Source organism: Microbacterium esteraromaticum (assembly GCF_014084045.1).
GTDB classification, from domain to species: Bacteria; Actinomycetota; Actinomycetes; order Actinomycetales; family Microbacteriaceae; genus Microbacterium; species Microbacterium esteraromaticum_D.
The window spans coordinates 3181666-3205363 of sequence record NZ_CP043732.1; the positions used below are offsets into that span (position 1 = coordinate 3181666).

Annotated in this window: 20 protein-coding genes and 1 pseudogene; 5 read left to right on the forward strand and 16 right to left on the reverse strand. The window is 68.9% G+C overall.

Annotated elements, in window-relative coordinates:
- The first annotated feature begins 197 nt into the window (after positions 1–197).
- Entirely contained in the window at positions 198–809 is a 612-nt protein-coding gene (locus tag FVO59_RS15335) for a vitamin K epoxide reductase family protein (RefSeq protein ID WP_182253400.1), read from the forward strand.
- Between the two features lie 58 nt (positions 810–867).
- On the opposite strand, the gene ndk is transcribed toward FVO59_RS15335, so the two are convergent.
- The 10 genes from ndk to FVO59_RS15385 all read right to left on the reverse strand — a co-directional run bounded on the left by ndk (position 868) and on the right by FVO59_RS15385 (position 12507).
- Complete coding sequence (ndk, locus tag FVO59_RS15340) at positions 868–1284, reverse strand: nucleoside-diphosphate kinase (RefSeq protein ID WP_071643142.1); 417 nt, start codon at positions 1282–1284, stop codon at positions 868–870.
- Position 1285: 1 nt separating this feature from the next.
- On the reverse strand, positions 1286–1693 hold the full coding sequence (locus FVO59_RS15345; RefSeq protein ID WP_259363297.1) for a DUF4233 domain-containing protein: 408 nt from the start codon (positions 1691–1693) through the stop codon (positions 1286–1288).
- Entirely contained in the window at positions 1690–3042 is a 1353-nt protein-coding gene (locus tag FVO59_RS15350) for a bifunctional folylpolyglutamate synthase/dihydrofolate synthase (RefSeq protein WP_182253402.1), read from the reverse strand. The genes FVO59_RS15345 and FVO59_RS15350 overlap by 4 nt, the downstream gene beginning before the upstream one ends.
- Positions 3035–6394, reverse strand: a complete 3360-nt coding sequence (ileS, locus tag FVO59_RS15355; protein WP_182253403.1) for an isoleucine--tRNA ligase — start codon at positions 6392–6394, stop codon at positions 3035–3037. The genes FVO59_RS15350 and ileS overlap by 8 nt, the downstream gene beginning before the upstream one ends.
- 358 nt (positions 6395–6752) lie before the next feature.
- Positions 6753–7460 (reverse strand): VOC family protein, encoded by a 708-nt coding sequence (locus FVO59_RS15360; RefSeq protein WP_182253404.1) that lies wholly within the window; start codon positions 7458–7460, stop codon positions 6753–6755.
- Positions 7457–7609, reverse strand: coding sequence for a ribbon-helix-helix domain-containing protein (locus FVO59_RS15365; RefSeq protein ID WP_182253405.1), 153 nt, complete (start codon positions 7607–7609; stop codon positions 7457–7459). Before FVO59_RS15365 ends, FVO59_RS15360 begins: the two co-directional genes overlap by 4 nt.
- Positions 7610–7627: 18 nt before the next feature.
- Positions 7628–9112 carry an ATP-binding cassette domain-containing protein gene (locus tag FVO59_RS15370; RefSeq protein WP_182253406.1) on the reverse strand — a complete coding sequence of 495 codons (1485 nt, stop codon included), beginning with the start codon at positions 9110–9112 and terminating at the stop codon, positions 7628–7630.
- Entirely contained in the window at positions 9109–9918 is an 810-nt protein-coding gene (locus FVO59_RS15375) for an ABC transporter permease (RefSeq protein ID WP_182253407.1), read from the reverse strand. Before FVO59_RS15375 ends, FVO59_RS15370 begins: the two co-directional genes overlap by 4 nt.
- Positions 9915–10880, reverse strand: a complete 966-nt coding sequence (locus FVO59_RS15380; RefSeq protein ID WP_182253408.1) for an ABC transporter permease — start codon at positions 10878–10880, stop codon at positions 9915–9917. The genes FVO59_RS15375 and FVO59_RS15380 overlap by 4 nt, the downstream gene beginning before the upstream one ends.
- A 1-nt stretch (position 10881) precedes the next feature.
- On the reverse strand, positions 10882–12507 hold the full coding sequence (locus FVO59_RS15385) for an ABC transporter substrate-binding protein (protein ID WP_182253409.1): 1626 nt from the start codon (positions 12505–12507) through the stop codon (positions 10882–10884).
- 162 nt (positions 12508–12669) lie between these two features.
- Here FVO59_RS15385 and valS point away from each other — a divergent pair, with 162 nt between their 5' ends.
- Positions 12670–15243: a valine--tRNA ligase gene (valS, locus tag FVO59_RS15390; RefSeq protein WP_182253410.1), complete on the forward strand. Its 2574-nt coding sequence runs from the start codon at positions 12670–12672 to the stop codon at positions 15241–15243.
- Between the two features lie 2 nt (positions 15244–15245).
- A complete protein-coding gene (locus FVO59_RS15395; RefSeq protein ID WP_182253411.1) occupies positions 15246–15461 on the forward strand; it encodes a hypothetical protein in 216 nt (71 codons plus the stop codon).
- A 76-nt stretch (positions 15462–15537) separates the two neighbouring features.
- Here the strand turns inward: FVO59_RS15395 and FVO59_RS15400 are convergent, their stop codons facing one another.
- The 4 genes from FVO59_RS15400 to tdh form a co-directional block, all read right to left on the reverse strand.
- Complete coding sequence (locus FVO59_RS15400) at positions 15538–15756, reverse strand: hypothetical protein (protein ID WP_182253412.1); 219 nt, start codon at positions 15754–15756, stop codon at positions 15538–15540.
- A gap of 2 nt (positions 15757–15758) precedes the next feature.
- Entirely contained in the window at positions 15759–16367 is a 609-nt protein-coding gene (locus tag FVO59_RS15405; protein ID WP_182253413.1) for an ArsR/SmtB family transcription factor, read from the reverse strand.
- An 88-nt stretch (positions 16368–16455) separates the two neighbouring features.
- The gene (gene kbl, locus FVO59_RS15410; protein WP_182253414.1) at positions 16456–17634 is read right to left on the reverse strand and encodes a glycine C-acetyltransferase; all 1179 of its coding nucleotides are present in this window, start codon (positions 17632–17634) and stop codon (positions 16456–16458) included.
- 9 nt (positions 17635–17643) lie between these two features.
- Entirely contained in the window at positions 17644–18687 is a 1044-nt protein-coding gene (tdh, locus tag FVO59_RS15415; protein WP_182253415.1) for an L-threonine 3-dehydrogenase, zinc-binding type, read from the reverse strand.
- An 86-nt stretch (positions 18688–18773) separates the two neighbouring features.
- Here tdh and FVO59_RS15420 point away from each other — a divergent pair, with 86 nt between their 5' ends.
- Positions 18774–19682, forward strand: a complete 909-nt coding sequence (locus FVO59_RS15420; RefSeq protein WP_182253416.1) for a LysR family transcriptional regulator — start codon at positions 18774–18776, stop codon at positions 19680–19682.
- 24 nt (positions 19683–19706) lie between these two features.
- Positions 19707–21757, forward strand: a pseudogene (locus FVO59_RS15425) (M3 family metallopeptidase).
- 13 nt (positions 21758–21770) lie between these two features.
- On the opposite strand, the gene FVO59_RS15430 reads toward FVO59_RS15425, so the two are convergent.
- Positions 21771–22292, reverse strand: coding sequence for an NUDIX hydrolase (locus FVO59_RS15430; protein ID WP_182253417.1), 522 nt, complete (start codon positions 22290–22292; stop codon positions 21771–21773).
- Positions 22293–22326: 34 nt separating this feature from the next.
- Complete coding sequence (gene clpX, locus FVO59_RS15435) at positions 22327–23595, reverse strand: ATP-dependent Clp protease ATP-binding subunit ClpX (RefSeq protein WP_182253418.1); 1269 nt, start codon at positions 23593–23595, stop codon at positions 22327–22329.
- Positions 23596–23698 lie beyond the last annotated feature (103 nt).

The following is a 23698-nucleotide window of genomic DNA, read 5'->3' on the forward strand; positions in this document are numbered from 1 at the left end:
CTCGATCGGCTGGTGGTCGGCTCTGCGGCGCGACCTCCTGGGGCACATGACCCCGAAGTCTTGTCGATTCGATCGCGGGTGAACGCGACGTCATCTTCAGCCATTATCGCACTACCGGACGCCGAGGACCGAACCGACTGCGACGCGCGTGCCGTGATTCACCCGAGCCGCATAGACACCGCTGGGATAATCGCGCCATGACCACGCAGCGCTCCCGCCATATCGGGTACGGAATCTGGCTCGTCTTCGCCGCGATCGTCGGCTGGTGGGCGGCGTTCCAGCTCACGATGGAGAAGTTCTACGTCCTCGAGAACCCCGGCGAGACCACGAGCTGCTACGTGAGCGTCATGCTGCAGTGCGACAAGAACCTCTCGTCGTGGCAGGGCGAGGTCTTCGGCTTCCCCAATCCGCTCATCGGCGTGACCTGCTGGATGGCCGTGCTGGTGATGGGCGTGGCCGTGCTGGCCGGCATCCGCTTCCCGCGGTGGTTCTGGGGTCTGTTCGGCGTCGGAGTGCTCGGCGCCTTCATCTTCGTGTGCTGGCTGATCGGACAGAGCATCTACAGCCTGCACACCCTGTGCCCGTGGTGCATGGCGACATGGGCCGTCACGATCCCCACGTTCTTCGCGACCACGCTGCACCTCGTCCGAAACGGAACGCTCAGCCGCTCGACCTCGGCTCGAGAGCGCGCGGGCCGCCTCATGGCGTGGGTGCCGCTCGCCTCGATCCTCGCCTATGCGGTGATCATCGCGATGGCGCAGCTCGCCGGGCTCGACCTGCTCGGCGAGGTCATCGACATGGTCTTCTGATCCAGACGAGAAGAGGGACGCCCGATCGGGCGTCCCTCTTCTCGTCTGCGGTCAGCGTTCAGTCGAACCAGATCCCCAGCTCACGCGCAGCCGACTCGGGGCTGTCCGAGCCGTGCACGAGGTTCTGCTGCACCTTGAGGCCCCAGTCGCGACCGAAGTCGCCGCGGATGGTGCCGGGGGCGGCGGTCGTGGGGTCGGTGGTGCCGGCGAGCGAGCGGAACCCTTCGATGACGCGGTTGCCCGCAAGGCGGATCGCCACCGACGGGCCCGACATCATGAACTCGAGGAGCGGCTCGTAGAACGGCTTGCCCTCGTGCTCTGCGTAGTGCGCGGCGAGCCGGTCGCGATCGGGCTCGACGAGGCGCAGGTCGACGAGCGCGTAGCCCTTCGCCTCGATGCGGGCGAGGATGCTGCCGGTCAGGCCGCGGGCGACGCCGTCGGGCTTGACGAGGACGAGGGTTTCTTCAGTGGCCATGTCATTCGCTCTCTGTGTGAGGTTCTGCCGGCGGGCCCGCCGGCCGCTGTCGGTCGATTCGGGCCCCACCGATCGTCGCATACGCCCACATGCCGCCGAAAATCAGCACCACGAAGAGGATCGCGGGCACCAGCAGGCCGCCGAGCGCGATCACGCCCTGCAGCACCCAGCCGGCGGGTATCGCCCAAGGCTTCGCGATCGAGCCCGCCACGCCGATCAGGGCGATGGCGACCACCACGCCGGCGACGATGCCCCACCACGAGGGGATGCCGGTGGGCAGAGCGTCGAGACCGTAGATCACGAGCCCGGCGAGCAGCGCCCCGATCGCCTCGAATCCGAGCACGATCGAGCCGAGCTTCTGAACGAGGGTGCGCGGAGCGCGAGCGGGTCGCGCGGCGCGAGCGCTCATGCACGCCACCCCGACTTCCAGTCCTCCTCCTCGGAGAGCAGCAGGGCCTCCCCCGCGAGCACGATGGAACCCGCGATCACGACGGCGCGACGTTCGCCTGACGCCGCCCACTCGCGTGCGGCGTCGACGGCGTCAGCCAGGGTGGGATGAACGCTCGCGCGGCGCCCCCGCTCTTCAACGAGATCGGCGATGGCGTCCGCGTCCGCGGCGCGATCGGAGTCGGGAGCCGTCGCGAACACCTCCGTCACCTGCGGGAGCAGCTCGTCGACGATGCCCGCCGTGTCCTTGTCGGCGAAGACGCCGAGCACGAGACCCCACTCGTCGAAGTCGAAGCTGTCGTCCAGCGAACGCGCAAGGGCTGCGGCCCCGTGCGGGTTGTGCGCGGCATCCACCACGACGGTCGGGGCGATGCCGACCAGCTGCAGCCGACCGGGTGACGTGGCGTTCTGAAGGCCGTCGGCCAGGATGTCGCCGACGATGCGCTGTGACGCGCCGCCGATCAGCGACTCGACGGCAGCCACGGCGAGGGCGGCGTTGTGTCCCTGGTGCGCGCCGTACAGGGGCAGGTACTCGTCGACGTACTCGCCTGCGAGTCCGCGGATGCTGATCAGCTGGCCGCCGACCGCGAGCTTCTGCGCGCTGAGACCGAAGTCCTGGCCCTCGAAGGCGATCGTCGCGTGCTTCTCGCCCGCGACCCGGCTCAGCACCGCGGCGACCTCGGGCTTCTGCTCGGCCGAGACGACGGCGGCGCCGTCCTTGATGATGCCCGCCTTGACCTCGGCGATCGCCTCGATGGTGTCACCGAGCCGGTCGGCGTGATCCATGTCGATCGGAGCGAACACCGCCACATCACCGTCCGCCGTGTTGGTCGAGTCCCACGACCCGCCCATGCCGACCTCGAGCACGAGCACGTCGACGGGGGCGTCCGACGCGGCGACGAAGGCGAGCACGGTGAGCAGCTCGAAGAAGGTGAGCGGGGCGTCGCCCGCCGCATCGAGTTCTGCGTCGACGATGCCGACGAACGGCTCGATCTCGTCCCACGCGTCGGCGATCGCGCCGTCGGCGATCGGCTCGCCGTCGATCATGATCCGCTCGGTGAAGCGCTTGAGGTGCGGACTGGTGAAAAGGCCGGTGCGCAGGCCGTGCGAGCGCAGCAGGCTCTCGATCATCCGTGCTGTCGAGGTCTTGCCGTTCGTGCCGGTGATGTGCACGACGCGGTAGGTGCCCTGGGGGTCGTCGAGCAGCGTCAGGATGCGGGCGACCCGCTCCTTGCGCGGCTGCACCCACCGCTCACCCGCCCGCTCGAGCAGCTTCTCGTAGACGACATCGGCACGCTGGACGTCACTCATTGCGCCCTCCGATCCGGCTCACGGCGACCGTGAAGTCGCCGCGGTTGGCGTAGGTGCCCTTGGCGATGACAGCGCTGAACTCGTTCTCGGCGAGATCCTCGCCCGCACGCAGCAGCTGGTGCTCGAGAGCGAGAGTCTCACCGGCGACGTCGGCCACCTCGAACGCCGCCGCGACTGCTTCCGCGTCCTCCGCGTCGTCGAAGCGCAGCGCGAGACGGATGCGGTCGCTGACGTCGAAATCGGCCTTCTTGCGGGTGTCCTGCACGGCGCGGATGACGTCGCGCGCCAGGCCCTCGGCCTCGAGCTCGGGAGTGGTGGCGGTGTCGAGCAGCAGGAAGCCGCCGACGGGGACGAGCGCAAGAGCCTCGCCCTCGGGGCGGCCCGAGGTCTCGAGCACGAGGTCGTACTCGTGCGGCTCGAGGATGATCCCGTCGGCCGTCACCACGCCGTTCTCCTCGGTCCAGAAGCCCTCCTTGGCCGCGCGGATGACCTTCTGCACCTCCTTGCCGAGGCGCGGGCCCGCTGCGCGGGCGTTGACGCTCAGCCTGTGGCTGATGCCGTAGTCGACGGCGGTGGTCTCGCCGAGCTGAACGAGCTCGACGGACTTGACGTTCAGCTCCTCGCGGAGGATGCCTTCGAACTGCGCCAGATCGCCGGCCAGGGGCGACACGACGGTGAGGCGGGCGAGCGGGAGCCGCACGCGCAGCTTCTCCTTCTTGCGCAGAGCGTTGCCCACGCTGGAGAGATCGCGCACAGCGTCCATCGCGTCCCGCACGTCCTCGGCCGCGGGGAACGCGTCGGCGTCGGGCCAGTCGGTCAGGTGCACGCTGCGCCCGCCGGTCAGTCCCTGCCAGACCCGCTCGCTGATCAGCGGCACCAGCGGGGCTGCCACGCGCGTGAGCGTCTCGAGCACGGTGTAGAGCGTGTCGAACGCCTCGGTCGAGGAGCCCTCCCAGAAGCGGTCGCGGGAGCGGCGGATGTACCAGTTCGTCAGCACCTCGGCGAAATCGCGCAGCCGCGCGGATGCCGTGGTCGAGTCGAGCCCCTCGAGGTCGGCGCGCACCTCTCGGACGAGGTCGCCGAGACGGGCGAGGATGTACCGGTCGAGCACGTCTGTCGAGTCGGTGCGCCACGATGCCTGGTAGCCGCCCTCGGTCGCGGCGTTGGCATAGGTCGCGAAGAAGTACCACGAGTTCCACAGCGGCAGGATGAACTCCCGCACGCCGGCGCGGATGCCCTCCTCGGTGACGGCGAGGTTGCCGCCGCGCAGCACCGAGCTCGACATGAGGAACCAGCGCATGGCGTCGGACCCGTCACGATCGAGCACCTCGCTGACGTCGGGATAGTTGCGCAGCGACTTCGACATCTTGTATCCGTCGCTGCCGAGCACGATGCCGTGGCAGCTCACGCCGGTGAACGCCGGACGGTTGAACAGCGCTGTCGAGAGCACGTGCATCACGTAGAACCAGCCACGCGTCTGCCCGATGTACTCGACGATGAAGTCGGCCGGCGAGTGGGAGTCGAACCACTCCTGGTTCTCGAACGGGTAGTGCACCTGCGCGTACGGCATCGAGCCCGAGTCGAACCACACGTCGAAGACGTCCTCGATGCGGCGCATCGTGCTCTTGCCGGTCGGGTCGTCGGGGTTGGGGCGCGTGAGGTCGTCGATGTAGGGGCGATGCAGGTCCACCTCGCCATCGGGGTTGCGCGGCAGCGTGCCGAAGTCGCGCTCCAGCTCCTCGAGCGAGCCGTACGCGTCGACGCGCGGGTACTCCGGGTCGTCGCTCTTCCACACCGGGATGGGCGAGCCCCAGTACCGGTTGCGACTGATCGACCAGTCGCGCGCGCCCTCGAGCCACTTGCCGAACTGCCCGTGCTTGACGTTCTCGGGCACCCAGGTGATCTGCTCGTTGTTCGCCAGCAGGTCGTCCTTGATGTCGGTGACGCGGATGAACCAGCTCGACACGGCCTTGTAGATCAGGGGGTTCCGGCAGCGCCAGCAGTGCGGGTAGGAGTGCACGTAGCTCTGCTCGCGCAGCATCCGGCCTGCAGCGCGCAGCAGTCGGATGAGCGGCGTGTTCGCGTCCATCCACAGCTCGCCGGCGACATCGGTGACCGACGAGAGGAAGCGTCCGCCGTCGTCGAGCGAGATGATCGTCGGGATTCCGGCGGCGTTCGTGACGCGCTGGTCGTCTTCACCGTAGGCCGGGGCCTGGTGCACGATGCCGGTGCCGTCCGTGGTGGTGACGTAGTCGTCGACGAGGATGCGCCAGGCGTTCTCGGTGCCCCAGGTCTCGGCATCCGCGTAGTAGTCGAAGAGACGGTCGTACGCGACGTCCTGCAGTTCCCTGCCGAGAACGGTCTGCTGCACCGCGGCGAGCGCGTCGTCAGCGCTCTCGTAGCCGAGGTCCTTGGCATACCCGCCGACCAGTTCGCGTGCGAGCAGGTAGCGGTGCGCGTCGCTCTCGGCCGGGTCATCGCCCGGCACGATGTCGGCAGCGCCGTTCGGACCGCCGGGCAGCACGACGTACTCGATCTCGGGACCGACGACGAGGGCGAGGTTGGTGGGAAGCGTCCACGGCGTGGTCGTCCAGGCCAGGGCCCGCACCGCGGTCAGGCCGAGAGTCTCGGCCTTGGCGCCCACGAGCGGGAAGGTGACGGTGACCGACGGGTCCTGGCGGTCCTTGTAGACGTCGTCGTCCATCCGCAGCTCATGCGCAGACAGCGGGGTCTCATCGCGCCAGCAGTATGGCAGCACGCGATAGCCCTCGTAGGCGAGCCCCTTGTCGTAGAGGGTCTTGAACGCCCACAGCACGCTCTCCATGTATCCGAGGTCGAGCGTCTTGTAGCCGCGCTCGAAGTCGACCCAGCGGGCCTGCCGGGTGACGTAGTCCTGCCATTCCCGGGTGTAGGTGAGCACCGAGTCGCGGGCCTTCGCGTTGAAGACGTCGATGCCCATCTGCTCGATCTCGCTCTTCTCGGTGATGCCGAGCTGCTTCATCGCCTCGAGCTCGGCCGGCAGGCCGTGCGTGTCCCACCCGAACACGCGGTCGACCTTCTTCCCGAGCATGGTCTGGAAGCGCGGGAAGACGTCCTTCGCGTACCCGGTCAGCAGGTGACCGTAGTGCGGCAGACCATTGGCGAAGGGCGGACCGTCGTAGAAGACCCACTCGTCGGCGCCGTCTCGCTGTGAGATCGAGGCCCGGAAGGTGTCGTCCGCCTTCCAGAAGTCGAGCACCTCGCGCTCGATGTCGGGGAAGCTCGGGCTCGGGGTGACGTCGGCGGCTGCGCCGATCCTTCGACTGTCGGCTTCGCCGCCGCTCAGGAACCGGAATGGCTGAGGATAGGTCATCGTCTCTCGCAGTGGTCGTGGGCGGATGCTGCTGCAGGGACGACCCGTGCTTCCACGGACCGCGGTACCACCCTGCGTGCTTCTCGCGAAGCCGCTCTCACTGCGGCGATGACGGGCCTGCCCCGCTCGGTTCTACTTGCCTCGCCTGCTCGTTCCGAGTCTGCGACGCGTTCTTCCGAGAGCTCCCCGGTGATGGCCGGATCACAGCTTGTGCAGCCATTCTACGCGCTGATCCAAGCCTCTCGCACCTGTGCGCCGGCCGGCGCGGGTCATCTCGCCAGGTGCAGCCCCTGCGCGTGCCGCGGACGTGTCGGGCCGATTCGTCCGCGCGACGCGCGCGCGGTCCCTGCCCGGGTGGTCAGTCCTCGCGGTGGTAGCCGTACAGGTCATCCTGCGCACCGTTGATCCAGACATCCGGGTCCGCGATCCGGATGGTGCGCCCGTAGGACTCGTCGATCACGGATGCCTCGAACCCGGCGTCCTCGAGCCGCGCTGCCAGCCCGTCGAGATCGCCCCGGGCCTCGAACGACAGCCCGAACCCCTGCCCCTCGCCCTCGGAGCGCGTCGCCGCAGCGTGCACGCCGACGCATCCGCCGCCTGCGGCACGCATCTCGACCCATCCCCCGCCGTCGGAGACGATGGATGCCTGCAGCCCGAGAGCCTCGAGGATGGCGCGGGCCTCGGCCACGTCGTCCTGGAACCAGATCGGCTGGACGGCGAGGCCGCCGTTCACCGCCTCGGGTGCACCGCGGAAGATCCTGACCTCGAGCCCGGATGACGCCCTGACGGCGAGCATCTCCCCCACTCCGTCCATCTCGCCTCGGGTGATGTCGAAGCCGGCGAGCGAGCGCGCGGCCTCGTCGAGATCGTCCACCAGCAGGTTCAGCTCGACGGATCCGGCGGGGTGCTCCGCGGCCGCGTGGTGCACAGCGAGCACGCCGTCGCCGTGGAACTCGCCCCATTCGGGCGACGGAGGGTACGGAGCCTGCAGGCCGAGGGCTGCGGCGAGCGCGTGCCACCGCTGCGGCTGATGAGTGAACACGATCTGCTGGACGGCGGCGATCACGACGCGACCTCCTCGAGATAGCGGCGCATCGCGCGCTCGACCAGTGCGGACAAGCTGGATCCCTCATCGATCGCTCTGTGCTTCACGGCGCGCACGAGGTCCTGCGGCAGGTACACGTTGAACTGCGCCTTCGGCTCATCTGATTGCATGCTAGCAACCTAGCGGATTCAGAGTGCCGCTGCGAGGAGTTCCCTGGTGAACGGATGCGTGGGATCGGCGAACACGTCGGCCACGCGACCCTGCTCGACGATCTCGCCGTCGCGCATCACCAGCACGTCGTCGCACATCGCGGCGACCACAGCGAGATCGTGCGAGACGAGCACCATCGTCAGATGCCGCTCGGCCTGCAGGCGCACGAGCAGATCGAGCACGCGAGCCTGCACGGTCGGGTCCAGTGCCGAGACCGGCTCGTCGAGTACGAGGACCTGCGGGTCGGCGGCGAGCGCCCTCGCGATCGCCGCACGCTGACGCTGCCCGCCCGACAGCTCGCGCGGGCGCCGGGCGCCGAGACTCTCGCCGAGCCCCACCTCGGCGAGCAGCGCGGCCACCTCCGCCGGGCGATCGCGCCGCGCCACGCCCGCCGCCTGCAGCGCCTCTGCGATCGACCGGCTGATCGTCCAGCGCGGGTCGAAGGCGCCGAGCGGGTTCTGGTGCACGAGCTGAACCCGCTGTGGCGCGAGCCACCGCAGCTCACCGCCGTCGGGCCGCTCGACGCCGGTCAGCATCCGCGCAAGGGTCGTCTTCCCCGAGCCCGATTCTCCGACGATGCCGAGCGTGCGGCCGGCACCGAGCGTGAACGACGCCCCGACGACGGCGGGGCGCTGGAACCGCTTCGACACGTCGCCCGCGCGCAGCAGCACCCCGCCGGCCTCCCGGTCAGGGATGCGGGGCCGCGGAGCACTCGCGTCGATGAGCGCGCGCGTGTATGCCTCTCGCGGCGACGTCATGATCTCGGCGACCGGGCCCTGCTCGATGATCCGCCCCTCGCGCATCACCAGCACCCGGTCTGCGACCCTGCGAACAGCGGCGAAGTCGTGGCTGATGAACAGCACAGCGCGCCCCTCGTCGACGATCGAGCGCAGCAGGGCGAGGATGCGGGCCTGCACCGTCGAATCCAGCGCCGTCGTCGCCTCGTCGGCGACGAGCACCCCAGGATCGGCGGCCAGGGCCGAGGCGATCAGAGCACGCTGCCGCATGCCGCCGGACAGCTCATGCGGGTGGCTGCGCGCCCGCCGCTCCGGCTCGGGCAGCGCGACGGATGCCAGCAGCCGCACGACCTGCTCATCCCGGTCTCGGCGATGCAGCCCATGGATCTCCATGGGCTCGGCGACCTCGCGCCCGACCCGGCGCAGCGGATCGAGAGCGGCGAGGGCATCCTGCGAGACCAGTGCGACCCGCGCGCCGCGAAGGGAGCGCCAGCCGGATTCGCCCAGCACGACGGCATCGACGCCGTCGATCCGCAGCTCGTCCGCCGACATGCGGGCGCCGTCGGGCAGCATGCCGAGCAGCGCACGGGCGGTGAGGGACTTGCCGGCGCCTGACTCTCCGACGATCGCGACGCACTCCCCGGGGGCGACGTCGATGTCGACCCCGTCGACGACCGCTCGTCCGTCGATCTCGATGCGCAGTCCACGCGCGAACACGGCGTTCATGCGCGCCTCCCCTCGGATCGGGCGCGCAGAGCACGGCCGATCACGGTCGCGCTGATCACGGTCAGCGTGATGGCGAGGCCGGGGAACACCGAAATCCACCACGCGCGACCGAGCACGTTGCGCCCGCCCGACAGCATCAGACCCCACTCCGGTGCGGGCTCCGACGGGCCGAGACCGAGGAAACTGAGACCGGCGGCGGCGAGGATGCTGGATCCGATTCCGATCGTGGCGAGCACGCTCAGCGACCCGAGCACCCCCGGCAGCACGTGACGACTGAAAGTGCGAACCGGTCCGACACCGATGATGCGCGCCGCCTCGACGTGCTCGGCGAGTCGCAGCGTGCGGGTCCGCGTGCGGGCGAGGCGGATGTACACCGGCACCGCCGCGATCGTCACCGCGACCGCGACGTTCACGTCACCCGGGCCGAGCACCGCCACGACGATGAGGGCGATGAGGAACTCGGGGAATGCGAGCAGGACGTCGGTGACGCGCATCGCGACGGCATCCACCGCCCGGGGTGCGACACCCGACAGCGATCCGAGGGAGAGCCCGACCGCCAGCGCCAGGGCAGTTGCGAGCAGCCCGATGCCCACAGACCGACCGGCACCGTGCACGACCCGCGAGAAGACATCGCGGCCGGACTGGTCGGTGCCGAACAGGTGAGCGGCACCGGGCTGCTCGAGAGCGGCGCGCACGTCGGTGCGCAGCGGATCATGCGTCGCCAGGAGCTCCGGGAAGACCGCGGCGAGCGCGACGACAGCGAGGAAGGCGACAGCGAGACCGAGTCCGATCCGCCGCGCGATCATCGCCGCTCCTCGATCGCCGGGGCCTCGAAGGCGGCGGCTCGCGCTCGCAGCCGCGGATCGATGACGGGATGCAGCAGCTCGACGACGACGTTGACCACGACGAAGACCGCCGCGCTCAGCATGATCACCCCGGCCACGACGGGCAGGTCGCGGTCGACGATCGCCGTCAGCGTCGCCCTGCCGAGGCCAGGCCGGGCGAACACGGTCTCGACGAGAACGGCGCCGCCGAGCAGCGAGCCGATCAGATATGCGGTCATGGTGAGGGCGCCGGCCGCGCCGTGCCGCAGCGAGTGACGCAGCACCATGCGCGCGGGCCCGCCACCACGCGAGCGCACCGTCTCGGCGAACGGCTGGCGCTCCGCGTCGTCCATGCCGTCGCGCAGCACCTGGCCGATCAGCGCGGCCACGGGCAGGGCGAGCGTGACGGCAGGCAGCACCACCGTCGCAGGGCTGCGAGTGCCGGCTACAGGGAACCAGCCGAGCCCGAAGGCGAAGACCGCGAGCAGCAGGATCCCGATCCAGAACACCGGAGAGGACAGCACGATCAGCTCCACCGCCGAGACGGCTGTCCTGGCCGCGCCGCGCCGGGCGAGGAGCGCGACGGCGAATGCGATGATCACGGCGAGAAGCATCGCGAGCGCGGTCAGCTGCAGCGTCGGGCCCAGCTGTCGCGCGATGACCTCGCTCACGGGCATCCGGAGCTGGTACGACGTGCCGAGGTCACCGCGCAGCAGCCCCCCGACGTAGCCGAGGTACTGCTCGAGCGGCGGCCGGTCGAGCCCCAGCTCCGCGCGGAGCGCATCCTTGACCGCCTCACTCACCTTGGCCTGGGGTCCGAGCATGACCGAGACGGCGTCGCCGGGGATGATCCGGAACGCGAGGAAGGCCAGGGTGGCCGCGCCCCAGAGCACGAGGACGGCAGACGCGGCGATCCCCGCAGTCCGGATCAGGGCGCGCCGCACGTCAGCGGCTGACGCTCGCGTCGTAGAACAGCGGGCGGCCGTACAGGTCGTACTCGAGTCCGTCGACGCCGTCGGCAGACGCCGTGATCAGCGAGGAGACGTACAGCGGCACGATCGCGACGTGCTGGGCGTTCCACTGCTGAAGCTGCGTGTAGATCTTCGCGCGCTCCGCCGTGTCTGCGCTCGAGAGCCCCTGCTCGAGCAGCTCGTCGACCGCAGGGTCGCTCACCTGCGAGGCGTTCTGGAACCCGTCGGTGCCGAGGTGGCTGCGAAGCAGGTCGGCGTCGACGCCCGAGAAGTCCCAGTCGGTGATGTCGTAGGTCTTCGGGCCGTACTGCTCGTTGTACGCCGCGGGCTCGAGCTTCTCGCGCACGATCTCGAAGCCGACGTCCTTGAGGTCGGACTGCACGGCGTTGCCGAGAGCGGTGCGGTCGTCGGAGATCGGGGTCCATGCGATCCAGCGCGCCGAGAGGCGCTCGCCGTCCTTCATCCGGATGCCGTCTTCATCGCGCTCCGTCCAGCCCGCCTCGTCGAGCAGGGCGTTCGCCTTGTCGGCGTCGAACGGCCAGCTGCCCTCGAGCGATTCGTCGTAGCCGGGCGTCGTCGGGCCGAGGATGCTCCATGCCCGCGGGAACTCGCCGAAGAAGATCTCCTCGACGGCGGCGTCGATGTCGATCGCGAGCGAGAACGCCTGTCGCACCTTCTGATCGGCGAAGACGCCGTGCTTCTCGTTGAGGAACAGCGAGTACGGCAGACCCGGGTACTCCCTGGCCGTCACTGTGATTCCGTCGCCGAGATCGGCGACGGAATTCGGCGGCAGCTGCGTGGCGACATCGGCCTCGCCCGACGAGAGCACGCCGGCGCGGACGGATGCCTCGGGCAGCAGCTCCACTCGCAGCGTCTTGATCTTCGGCGCCTCGGCTCCGTCCGGTCCCCACGCGTAGTCGTCGTTGCGGGTGTAGACGATCTCCTGATCCGCGGTGTACTCGCTGAGCACGAACGGACCGGTGCCGACCGTGACGTCGGGACCGCCCGCGGCGAGCTGGTCGGCCGAGGTCTCGAGCACCTTCGGCGACCAGAAGCCCAGCTGGGCGGTGCTGGCAGCCTGCAGGAAGGGTGCGTACGGCTGGGTGAAGCTCACCGCCACCGTGTGCTCGCCGACGACTTCGGTGCCCGCGTACAGCTCACCGCCGAGCATGCTCGCAGCCTGCGCCGACTCGGTCGCCGGGTCGGCGATGCGGTCGAAGTTCGCCTTCACGGCCGCCGCGTCGAACGCCGTGCCGTCCGAGAAGGTCACGTCGTCGCGCAGCTCGAACGTGTACGTCCTCCCGTCCTCCGAGACCGTCCAGCTCTCGGCGAGCCACGGTGAGAACGAGCCGTCCTCCTCCTGGAAGACGAGCGAATCGAGCACCTGGCGCTGAACCATGCCCGACACATCGAGCTGGCTCGTCTGCGGGTCCATGTGACCCGCAGAGAGGTTGGCGCCCTCGATCGCCCAGACGAGCTCGGAGTCGCCCTCACCGCCGGCGCTTTCGTCGGCGGGTGCTGCGCAGGCGCTGAGCAGAAGAGCGGATGCGGTTGTCAGCGCGGCCAGGGGCAGCAGTCGACGCGCGGAGAAGGAAGGCATTCGGAACCTCGATGAGTGCAGGAAGGGGAACACCCCATCCTATCCGCGATTGTTGCACTCGGTCGATCAACGAGTCGCACTCGGACGAGCGGTAGACTCGCCGGACAACCCACACTCAGGCACGCTCACACAGTGCCGCACACATCGCTCGAGGAGACCTCCATGTCCAGCATCCCTGACAAGCCCGCACTCGAAGGCCTCGAGACGAAGTGGGGTGAGCGGTGGTCCGAACAGGGCACCTTCCTCTTCGACCGCGCCCGCGCAGTGGCATCCGGTCGTGACGGCGTCTACTCGATCGACACTCCCCCGCCCACCGCGTCCGGCAGTCTGCACATCGGCCACGTGTTCTCGTACACGCACACCGACATCAAGGCGCGCTTCGAGCGCATGCGCGGGCGCAACGTGTTCTACCCGATGGGCTGGGATGACAACGGACTTCCCACCGAGCGACGGGTGCAGAACTACTACGGCGTTCGCTGCGACCCCTCACTTCCCTACGACCCCGACTTCACCCCTCCTTTCGAGGGCGGCGACAACAAGTCGTCCCGTGCGGCCGATCAGCTGCCGATCAGCCGCCGCAACTTCATCGAGCTGTGCGAGAGGCTGACCGTCGAGGACGAGAAGCAGTTCGAGGCGCTGTTCCGCCAGCTCGGCCTGAGCGTCGACTGGACCCAGACCTACCGCACCATCTCCGACGACACGATCAGGCAGAGCCAGCTCGCGTTCCTGCGCGGACTTGAGCGCGGCGAGGCCTACCAGTCGCTCGCCCCGACGCTGTGGGACATCGACTTCCGCTCGGCCATCGCACAGGCGGAGCTCGAGGACCGCGACCAGCAGGCCGCATACCACCGCGTCGCCTTCCACAAGACCGACGGCTCGGGCGACATCCACATCGAGACGACCCGCCCGGAGCTGCTCCCCGCATGCGTCGCCCTCGTGGCCCACCCGGACGACGAGCGCTACCAGCCCTACTTCGGCAAGACCGTGCGCACCCCGGTGTTCGACGTCGAGGTGCCCGTGCTCGCGCACCACCTCGCCCAGCCGGACAAGGGCTCCGGCATCGCGATGATCTGCACCTTCGGCGACGTCACCGACATCATCTGGTGGCGCGAGCTCGATCTGCCGAACCGCACGATCCTCGGCAAGGACGGCCGCGTGCTGGCCGAGGCTCCAGAGGCGATCACCTCTGAGACCGGTTTGGCCGCGTACGCCGAGCTCGCCGGCAAGACGGTCTTCAGCGCACGCAAGAGCATCGTCGAGCAGCTGCAGGCCTCTGGCGACCTGCTCGAGGTCGGCAAGCCGTTCAACCACGCCGTGAAGTTCTTCGAGAAGGGCGACCGCCCTCTCGAGATCGTCTCGACGCGCCAGTGGTACATCCGCAACGGCGCCCGCGACCCGCAGCTGCGCGAGCAGCTGCTCGAGAACGGCCGCGAAATGAGCTGGCACCCCGACTTCATGAGGGTGCGCTACGAGAACTGGGTCGGCGGGCTCACGGGAGACTGGCTCATCTCGCGCCAGCGCTTCTTCGGCGTGCCCATCCCCGTCTGGTACGCGCTCGACGAGAACGGCGAGCGCGACTACGACCGCGTGCTGACCCCACCGCTCGACAGCCTGCCCATCGACCCGACCACCGATGTGCCCGAGGGCTACGCCGAGGACCAGCGCGGCGTGCCCGGCGGATTCGATGCCGAGCAGGACATCTTCGACACCTGGGCGACCTCGTCCCTCACCCCTCAGCTCGCCGGCGGCTGGCAGCGCGACGAGGAGCTGTGGAACACGGTCGCTCCGTTCGACCTGCGCCCGCAGGGCCAGGACATCATCCGCACGTGGCTGTTCTCGACGATGCTGCGCTCGACGCTCGAGGACCAGCGCTCACCGTGGCGCAACGCCGCGATCTCCGGATTCATCGTCGACCCCGACCGCAAGAAGATGTCGAAGTCGAAGGGCAACGTGGTCACCCCCGCCGACATCCTCTCCACGCACGGCTCCGACGCGGTGCGCTACTGGTCGGCCTCGAGCCGACTCGGCATGGATGCGGCGTTCGACCCGCAGAACCCCACCCAGGTGAAGATCGGTCGCCGACTGGCGATCAAGATCCTCAACGCGGCGAAGTTCGTGCTGTCGTTCCCCGTGCCCGAGGGTGCGCAGGTGACGCACGCGCTCGACGCGTCGATGCTCACCGCGCTCGACCAGGTCGTGCGCGAGGCGACGAAGGCGTACGAGAACTACGACCAGGCGAAGGCGCTGGAGGTCACCGAGGCGTTCTTCTGGACCTTCTGCGACGACTATCTCGAGCTGGTGAAGGAGCGCGCGTACGACCAGACCGACGTCGGGCAGGCCTCGGCAGCCCTCGCGCTGCGCCTGGCGCTGTCGACGCTGCTGCGTCTGCTCGCCCCAATCGTGTCGTTCGCGACCGAGGAGGCGTGGTCGTGGTTCGAGGAGGGCTCGATCCACACCGCCGCGTGGCCCGCACCGCTCGGCGTCGAGGGCGACCCCGCCGTGCTCGCCGCCGCCAGTGAGGCTCTGATCGGCATCCGCAGGGCGAAGACCGAGGCGAAGGCGTCGCAGAAGACTCCGGTGGCCACCGCCACGATCGCAGCACCGGCGGCCAAGGTCGACGCGCTTCGCGCCGCGGCCGATGACCTGCGGGCGGTGGGTCGCATCGCCGAGCTGCATTTCGCCGAGGCCGATGAACTCGCAGTCACTGCGATCGAGCTCGCACCGGTGGAGGCCTGATCATGCAGCTGGGCACGAGGTGGCGGGCCGGCGCGCAGCCGCCGTCGTCGGTTCCAGCGACCCTGCTCCCCGCCATCTCCGAGGTCGAGGCCCAGGGCCTGACGGGGCATTGGACGCTCACGTGGCTGGAGGGACGGGCGATCGCCGAGCTCGACGCCGGGTGGGAGGTCGTCGAGACCGCGACAGGCGAGGTCATCGCCCGCCCGTTCGAGGACTGAACTCCTCCGATGTGCACCGAGGCCCTCGGACCGCAGCAGCTCTGCGGTCCGAGGGCCTCGGCATGTGCGGTTCGCGTCAGCGCCCGGTGAGCCCCACGATCGCCAGGAGGTGGTCGACCTCGTGCGGGTCGTGGCGCCGCGTCTGCTGCTGACGCAGCAGCTCGAGACCGAGTTCGCGTCGCTCTGTGCGGGCCGCGATCCGGCGTACGACGTGCGCGGCGAGTGCGTCGGCGAGCTGCTGCAGGAGGCGTTCGAACGGCGTGGGCGAGGCGAGGTGAAGCGTTGCGGTGGTCATGATCACTCCTCGTTCATCGTTCGGCGGGTCGTGCCAACCGGAAGGTCGAAGATCTCGGCGCGCAGGGATACGCGGCGGGTTCCGGGCAGTGATTCCTGCCCCCGGTAGCGCTCGACCGCGGCGTCGACGACCGCGGTGAGCTCCTGTTTGAGCGCGTCCATCTGCTCGGGTGTGAGGTCGAGCATCGTCGTCATGATGAGACCGGCATCCTTCCACCCCTCGGGCTGCTCGGATGCGGGACGATTGATGTAGTCCATGAGCGTCTCGTGGCGCAGCCGCAGGAACTCGGTTGTCACGATCTGCGCAGCGGCGCGGTTCGACGGCGACATCGACTCGGCAGGACCCGGCATGTTGATCCGGCCCTTGGGCCGCTCCCACCACCGCTCGCGCGCGGTGCCCCGGTCGGGCACCTCGCGGATCAGATCATGCGCGGCCAGCGCGCGCAGGTGGTAGCTGGTCGCCCCGGAGGTCTCGCCGATCAGCGCGGCGAGACTGCTGGCCGTCTGCGGCCCTCGTTCGCTCAGCAGATCATAGATCCGTACCCGCAGCGGGTGCGCGAGCGCCTTCAGCGCACTGGCATCGAGGGTGCGCACCTGCTCGTTGTTCGTCATACATGCAAAGCTACACTTGCAAACATTTCTTTGCAAGCTTTTCTTTGCAATGGATTCTTTGCAATCCGCCCACCGGGAGCGAGGCGGTTCAGCTCACCGTGTCTCGCGCGGCGACGAACGCGGCAACGCAGCGTTCGACCTGCTCGGCCGTGTGCGCCGCGGAGAGCTGCACCCGGATGCGTGCCTTGTCTCGGGGCACGACAGGGAAGCTGAACGCCGTCACGTACACGCCCTGACGCTGCATCTCGTCGGCGATGCGGGCGGTGAGCGCAGCGTCGCCGAACATGACGGGAACGATCGGATGCTCGCCGGGGAGCAGGTCGAAGCCCTCCTCGCTCATCCGCCGGCGGAACAGCTCGGAGTTCGCGGTCAGTCGTGCACGCAGGTCAGCCGAGCCCTCGACGAGATCGAGCGCCGTGAGGGTACCGGCGACGATCGACGGGGCGAGCGTGTTCGAGAACAGGTACGGACGCGAGCGCTGGCGAAGCAGCGCGACGATGTCGCTGTGCGCGGCGACGTAGCCGCCGGATGCCCCGCCGAGGGCCTTCCCGAACGTGCCGGTGTAGATGTCGACCCGGTCCGAGACCCCGCACAGCTCTGGTGTGCCGCGTCCGTTCTCGCCGACGAAGCCGACCGCGTGCGAGTCGTCGACGAACACGAGCGCGTCGTAGCGCTCGGCGAGGTCGCAGATGTCCTCCAGCGGCGCGATGTAGCCGTCCATCGAGAAGACGCCGTCGGTGACGACGACACGGAAGCGGGCATCCGCCGCCGCTTTCAGCTGCTCCTCGAGATCGGCCATGTCGCGGTTGCGGTAGCGAAGGCGGCGGGCCTTCGACAGCCTGATGCCGTCGATGATCGATGCATGGTTCAGCTCGTCCGAGATGATCGCGTCCTCCGCGGAGAACAGCGTCTCGAAGACCCCGCCGTTCGCGTCGAAGCACGAGGAGTACAGGATGGCGTCATCGGTGCCGAGGAAGGCCGCGAGGCGCCGCTCGAGCTCGAGGTGCTGCTCCTGCGTGCCGCAGATGAAGCGCACGCTGGCGAGGCCGTATCCCCACTCGTCGAGAGCGCCCTTCGCGGCGTCGAGGATGCGCTCGTCATCGGCCAGACCGAGATAGTTGTTGGCGCAGAAGTTGAGAACCTCGGCATCGCCGGTGACGATCCGTGCCTTCTGCGGGCCGCGGATGCCGCGTTCGCGCTTGGTGAGGCCCGCCTCCTCGATTCCGGCGAGCTCCGCCTGCAGGTGATCCTTGAATGTCGCGTACATGGCGGCTCCTTACAGCTCTGTCCAGTCGAGGATGATCTTGCCCGTGCCCGCCGACTCCGCGGCCGCGAAGCCGCGCTCCCAGTCGCGCGCGGGGATCACGTCGGCGATGACCCGGGTGATCGATTCGCGAAGCGCGGCGCTCGTCTGCAGCATCGCGCCCATGGCGTTCCACGTCTCGAACATCTCGCGTCCGTAGATGCCCTTGATCGTGAGCATGTGGGTGACCAGCTTGCCCCAGTCGATGTCGAAACCAGCGCTGGGAAGCCCGAGCATGGCGATCTGCCCGCCGTGGTTCATGTTGTCGATCATCGCCGGCAGCGCCGACGGCGCACCGCTCATCTCGAAGCCGATGTCGAAGCCCTCGCGCATCCCGAGCGCCCGCTGCGCTTCGCGGATGTCCTGCCTGGAGACGTCGACGACCGCGTCCGCGCCCATCTGCGTCGCCATCTCGAGGCGCGGCGCGCTGACATCGGTGGCGACGATGAAGCGCGCCCCCGCGTGACGGGCAACGGCGATCGACATGAGACCGATCGGTCCGCATCCGGTGACCAGCACGTCCTCGCCGATCACGCGGTACATCAGGGCGGTGTGCACGGCGTTGCCGAGCGGGTCGAAGATCGCTCCGAGCTCGGGAGTCACATCGTCGTGATGCACCCAGACGTTCGTGGCCGGCAGTGAGAGGTACTCGGCGAAGGCGCCGTCGCGCTGCAGGCCGAGGCCTATCGTGCGGATGCACATCTGGCGGCGTCCGGCTCGGCAGTTGCGGCACGTGCCGCAGACGATGTGCCCTTCGCCCGAGACGCGGTCTCCGACGGAGATGTCGTGCACCATGTCGCCGACCTCGACGACTTCGCCGTAGAACTCGTGCCCGGGGATCAGCGGCGCCTCGATCGCGGAGGCGGCCCATTCGTCCCACCGGTGGATGTGCAGATCGGTGCCGCAGATCCCGGTGCGCAGCACTCGGATCACCACCTCGCCCGTGCCCGCGACGGGATCGGGGCGATCGACGAGCTCGAAGCCGGCGCGCGGCCCGCTCTTGAACAGTGCCTTCATGCTTCGATCACACCGCACCCGACGATGTAGAGCAACGACCTCTTCCTGCATGGTCGATTAAGCAGAACTGAAAGTAGAATCGAGCTGTGGAACTCCATCAGCTGCAGATCCTGCGTGAGCTCGGTGCGCTCGGCAGCGTCACCGCCGTCGCCGAGGCGCTGCGCGTGACGCCGTCGGCCGTCTCTCAGCAACTCGCCGCGCTGCAGCGTGGAGTGCGCACCCCGCTGACCCGGCGTCAAGGCCGCACCCTCGTGCTGACAGCTGCAGGCCAGGTCCTCGCCGAGGCGGGCGGCGAGGCCCTGGATGCCATGGCCGCCGCCCGCGGCGCACTCGACGCCTTCGAACAGGATGCCGCCGGCGTCGTCAGCGTGAGCGGCTTCCACAGTGCGGGCCAGGCGCTGTTCGGGGCGCTGCTGCGAGAGCTCTCCGAGAGCGAGGACGCTCCGAGCGTTCAGCTCACCGACGAAGATGTTGCGCAGAGCGAGTTCCCCGCGCTCACCGCTCGCTACGACCTGGTGCTCGCGCACCGGATGGAGCATTCGGAGCCCTGGCCCGCGCAGGGTGTGCGCAGCCTGACGCTCGTGCGCGAGCCGCTGGACGTGGCCGTCGCCGGTTCGCATCCGCTGGCCGGACGCTCGTCTGTGTCCCCTTCCGACATCGCCGGGGAGCGCTGGGTCACGAGCCGCATCGGATACTCCCCGGATGACGTGCTCGGCGCGATCGCAGCGGTCGCGAACGTCGCCCCGCGCGTGCAGCACCGCATCAACGACTATGGTGCCGTCGCTGCCGCCGTCGCGGCGGGGGATGTGATCGGGCTGCTCCCCCGCTTCACCTCACGGAGCGTCGACGACAGCGAGATCGTGCGCATCCCCCTGCTCGGCGTGAGCACGCACCGCCTCATCGACGTCCTCGCTCGGCCCGAGACGCTTCGCCGTCGCAGCGTGCGCCTCGTCGTCGAAGGACTGCAGCGCGTGATGGGGCGCCTCAGCGGCTGAGCGACCCGGCCATAGACTCGGCTCATGACCGAGGCCGTGAATCCGCTCCTGTCCCCCTCGACGCTCCCCTACGGGATGCCGGACTACGCGGCCATCCGGCCCGAGCACTACCTGCCCGCGTTCCGCGCGGCTTTCGACGAGCACCTCGCCGAGGTCCGCGCGATCACGGTGAAGCGATCGATGCCGACCTTCGAGAACACGATCGAGGAACTGGAGCGCAGCGGCGAGTTGCTCGATCGCGTCGCCCACGCCTTCTACACCGTCAGCTCCGCCGATGCGACGGCCGAGATCCAGGAGGTCGACGAGCAGCTCGCCCCGCTGATGGCCGCGCACGACGATGCCGTCCGCCTCGACGGCGCCCTCTACTGGCGGGTGTCACAGGTGCATTCGGCGCTCGATCAGCTCGAGCTCACCGCCGAGCAGCGCTACCTCGTGCAGCGGCACTTCCGCGAGATGACCCATGCAGGTGCGGCGCTCGACGACCAGGCCAAGGCGCGACTGACCTCGCTGAACCAGCGCCTCTCGACGCTCAGCACGACCTTCGAGAAGAACCTGCTGAACGACACGAACGACCTCGCCGTCGTCTTCGACGAGGTCGCCGACCTCGACGGCCTCTCCCCCGGTGAGCTCAGCGCTGCGGCGCGCGCCGCGAGCGAGCGCGGACTGGGAGGTCGCTACCTGGTGTCGCTGCCGCTGTTCAGCGGGCACCCGTACCTGGCATCCCTCACCGTGCGCGAGAGCCGCAGGCGCATCATGCAGGCGTCCCTCACCCGCGCCGCGCGTGGAAACGAGCACGACAACCGGGCGGTGCTCGCCGAGATCGTCGCGCTGCGCGCCGAGCGCGCCGCGCTGCTGGGCTACGACTCGCACGCCGCGTACGTCACCGCGGACGAGACGGCCGGCTCCCCGAGGCTGTGGAGCGGATGCTGCGCGAGCTGGCCGTTCCCGCCGCGCGCAACGCGCATCGCGAGGCCGCGGCTCTGCAGCGGATCATCGACGAGACCGAGGCCGAGCCGTTCACCCTCGAGGCGCACGACTGGGCGTTCTGCACCGAGAAGGTGCGTCAGGCCCGCTACGACATCGACACCGCGGCCCTGCGATCGTACTTCGAGGTCGAGCGCGTCCTGCAGGACGGTGTCTTCTTCGCCGCCACGAAGCTCTACGGGGTCACATTCACCGAGCGCCCCGATCTGGTCTCGTACCACCGTGGCGCACGGGTGTTCGAGGTGCATGACGAGGACGGTGCCGCCGTCGGCGTCTACGTGCTCGACCTGTACACGCGCGACTCCAAGCGGGGCGGTGCGTGGATGAACCCGATCGTGAGCCAGTCGGCACTGCGCGGCACCCTGCCTGTGGTGGCGAACAACCTCAACGTGCCGCAGCCTGCAGACGGCCTGCCCACCCTGCTGACCCTCGACGAGGTGACCACGCTGTTCCACGAGTTCGGTCACGCGCTGCACGGGCTGTTCGCCCGGGTCACCTACCCTCATTTCTCCGGCACGAACGTGTTCCGCGACTTCGTCGAGTTCCCGAGCCAGGTGAACGAGATGTGGATCCTGTGGAACGAGGTGCTGAGCAGCTACGCGCGCCATCACGAGACGGGCGAGCCGCTGGATCCGGCGATCGTCGAGCGGCTGCGCGCATCCGAGACCTTCGACCAGGGGCATGCGACCAGCGAGTACCTCGCGGCGGCGTGGCTGGATCAGGCCTGGCATCGTGTCGGCCCTGACTTCGTCGCAGAAGATGTCGCCGAGTTCGAGCGCGCGGCCCTCGATGACGTCGGACTGCTCGATCCCGTCGTGCCGACGAGATACTCGTCGGCGTACTTCGCGCACATCTTCTCGGGCGGATACAGCGCCGGCTACTACTCGTACATCTGGAGCGAGGTGCTCGACGCCGACACAGTGGAATGGTTCCATGAGAACGGAGGTCTGACCCGCGAGAACGGCGACCGCTTCCGCCGACGGCTGCTCGGCGTCGGCGGCTCGAAGGATCCGCTGGACGCGTACCGCGACTTCCGCGGCCGGGACGCGGAGATCGCTCCCCTGCTGAAGCGCCGTGGGCTGGATGGCTGAGCCGCTCGCCGGATCACGGTGGTTCGGAGCCGGCCATCCACTCCATCGCCTTGTACCAGGTGAGCTGGTGGTAGCTCTGGGCGAGGTGCTCCCCCAGACCTGACAAGCTCAGCACTCGCACGGCGATCGCCTCCGTCTCGTCGAGGCTCTGCCCGCCCGCCCGGGTGCAATCAAGAGCGAGGAAGTGATGCACGCGGTTGGTGTGGTTGCCGAAGTTCGCCCAGGTCGCGCCGAGGTCGATCATTCGGGATGCTGCGAAGCCGGTCTCCTCGCGCAGCTCGCGATGCGCGGCGGCGATCGGAGCCTCGTCGGCCTCGACCGCACCGCCGATCGTGCCCAGGGCGACGATGCCGGCTCCGTGCCGGTACTCCTCCACCAGAATGGCGTCGCCGCGGTCATCGAGCGCGAGCACCGAGATCCAGTCCGCGGGTTCGAGCACGTAGTACGGGGTGATCCGCCGCCCGTCGACATCCTCGCATTCGTCCGCGCGCAGCCGGATCCAGCGATCAGCCGCGATCGTACGCGTTCCGACCACCCGCCAGGGCTGTGGGCGGTCGTCCGTCACGGGTTCAGGCGCTCTTGCGCTTGCGTGAGAGCACCACGGTCGGCGGGGCGCCCTCTTCGACAGCTGCCTTCGTGACGACGACCTTCGAGACGTCCTCCGCTGAGGGGATCTCGAACATGATCGGTCCGAGCACGTCCTCGAGGATCGCGCGGAGTCCGCGCGCACCGGTCTTGCGCAGCACCGCCAGGTCGGCGATGGATCGCAGCGCGTCCTCCTCGAACTCGAGCTGCACGCCGTCGATCTCGAACATGCGCTGGTACTGCTTGACGAGCGCGTTGCGCGGGCCGGTGAGGATGTCGATCAGGGCATCCTGGTCGAGCGGCGAGACCGAGGTGACGACGGGCAGTCGCCCGATGAACTCGGGGATCAGCCCGAACTTGTGCAGATCCTCCGGCAGCACCTCGCTGAAGAGGTCGAGGTCCTTGCCCTTGTCGTGCAGCGGTGCGCCGAAGCCGACGCCGTGCTTGCCGACGCGAGCCGAGATGATGTCCTCCAGGCCGGCGAACGCGCCCGCCACGATGAACAGCACGTTCGTCGTATCGATCTGCAGGAACTCCTGATGCGGGTGCTTGCGACCGCCCTGCGGGGGCACGGAGGCGACTGTGCCCTCGAGGATCTTCAGCAGCGCCTGCTGCACTCCCTCGCCGGACACATCGCGGGTGATCGACGGGTTCTCGGCCTTGCGGGCGATCTTGTCGATCTCGTCGATGTAGATGATGCCGGTCTCGGCGCGCTTGGTGTCGTAGTCGGCAGCCTGCAGGAGCTTGAGCAGGATGTTCTCGACGTCTTCGCCGACGTAGCCCGCTTCGGTGAGCGCGGTCGCGTCCGCCACCGCGAACGGCACGTTCAGCCGCTTGGCGAGGGTCTGTGCGAGGTAGGTCTTGCCGCAGCCGGTCGGGCCGAGCATGAGGATGTTGCTCTTGGCGACCTCGACCTCTTCGGCCTTCTGCTCTGCGGTCTGGATGGTGCCGCGGGCGCGGACGCGCTTGTAGTGGTTGTAGACGGCCACGGCGAGCGAGCGCTTCGCGGCCTCCTGCCCCACGACGTACTCCTCGAGGAACGAGAAGATCTCGCGCGGCTTGGGGAGCTCGAAGTCGGCGACCGGACCGGCGCCGGCCTCTGCCATGCGCTCTTCGATGATCTCGTTGCACAGCTCGACGCATTCGTCGCAGATGTAGACGCCGGGGCCGGCGATGAGCTGCTGCACCTGCTTCTGGCTCTTTCCGCAGAAAGAGCACTTGAACAGATCAGCGCTTTCACCGATGCGTGCCATGCCCGTCCTCCTCAGGGGGAATGAGAGATCCTGAATCGAGCGTAACCGCTGGCTCCGACGCGAGGCCGCATTGACGGGCGGATGACACGGGCCCGGCTCCGCT

Bases quoted from the DNA above. Each gene is read 5' to 3' on its own strand.
- ileS (WP_182253403.1), bottom strand. From the start codon at position 6,394: ATGACCTATCCTCAGCCATTCCGGTTCCTGAGCGGCGGCGAAGCCGAC.
- FVO59_RS15375 (WP_182253407.1), bottom strand. From the start codon at position 9,918: ATGATCGCGCGGCGGATCGGACTCGGTCTCGCTGTCGCCTTCCTCGCT.
- FVO59_RS15345 (WP_259363297.1), bottom strand. From the start codon at position 1,693: ATGAGCGCTCGCGCCGCGCGACCCGCTCGCGCTCCGCGCACCCTCGTT.
- valS (WP_182253410.1), top strand. From the start codon at position 12,670: ATGTCCAGCATCCCTGACAAGCCCGCACTCGAAGGCCTCGAGACGAAG.
- FVO59_RS15405 (WP_182253413.1), bottom strand. From the start codon at position 16,367: ATGACGAACAACGAGCAGGTGCGCACCCTCGATGCCAGTGCGCTGAAG.
- FVO59_RS15370 (WP_182253406.1), bottom strand. From the start codon at position 9,112: ATGAACGCCGTGTTCGCGCGTGGACTGCGCATCGAGATCGACGGACGA.
- FVO59_RS15385 (WP_182253409.1), bottom strand. From the start codon at position 12,507: ATGCCTTCCTTCTCCGCGCGTCGACTGCTGCCCCTGGCCGCGCTGACA.
- FVO59_RS15400 (WP_182253412.1), bottom strand. From the start codon at position 15,756: ATGACCACCGCAACGCTTCACCTCGCCTCGCCCACGCCGTTCGAACGC.
- clpX (WP_182253418.1), bottom strand. From the start codon at position 23,595: ATGGCACGCATCGGTGAAAGCGCTGATCTGTTCAAGTGCTCTTTCTGC.
- FVO59_RS15335 (WP_182253400.1), top strand. From the start codon at position 198: ATGACCACGCAGCGCTCCCGCCATATCGGGTACGGAATCTGGCTCGTC.
- kbl (WP_182253414.1), bottom strand. From the start codon at position 17,634: ATGTACGCGACATTCAAGGATCACCTGCAGGCGGAGCTCGCCGGAATC.
- FVO59_RS15395 (WP_182253411.1), top strand. From the start codon at position 15,246: ATGCAGCTGGGCACGAGGTGGCGGGCCGGCGCGCAGCCGCCGTCGTCG.
- tdh (WP_182253415.1), bottom strand. From the start codon at position 18,687: ATGAAGGCACTGTTCAAGAGCGGGCCGCGCGCCGGCTTCGAGCTCGTC.
- ndk (WP_071643142.1), bottom strand. From the start codon at position 1,284: ATGGCCACTGAAGAAACCCTCGTCCTCGTCAAGCCCGACGGCGTCGCC.
- FVO59_RS15365 (WP_182253405.1), bottom strand. From the start codon at position 7,609: ATGCAATCAGATGAGCCGAAGGCGCAGTTCAACGTGTACCTGCCGCAG.
- FVO59_RS15350 (WP_182253402.1), bottom strand. From the start codon at position 3,042: ATGAGTGACGTCCAGCGTGCCGATGTCGTCTACGAGAAGCTGCTCGAG.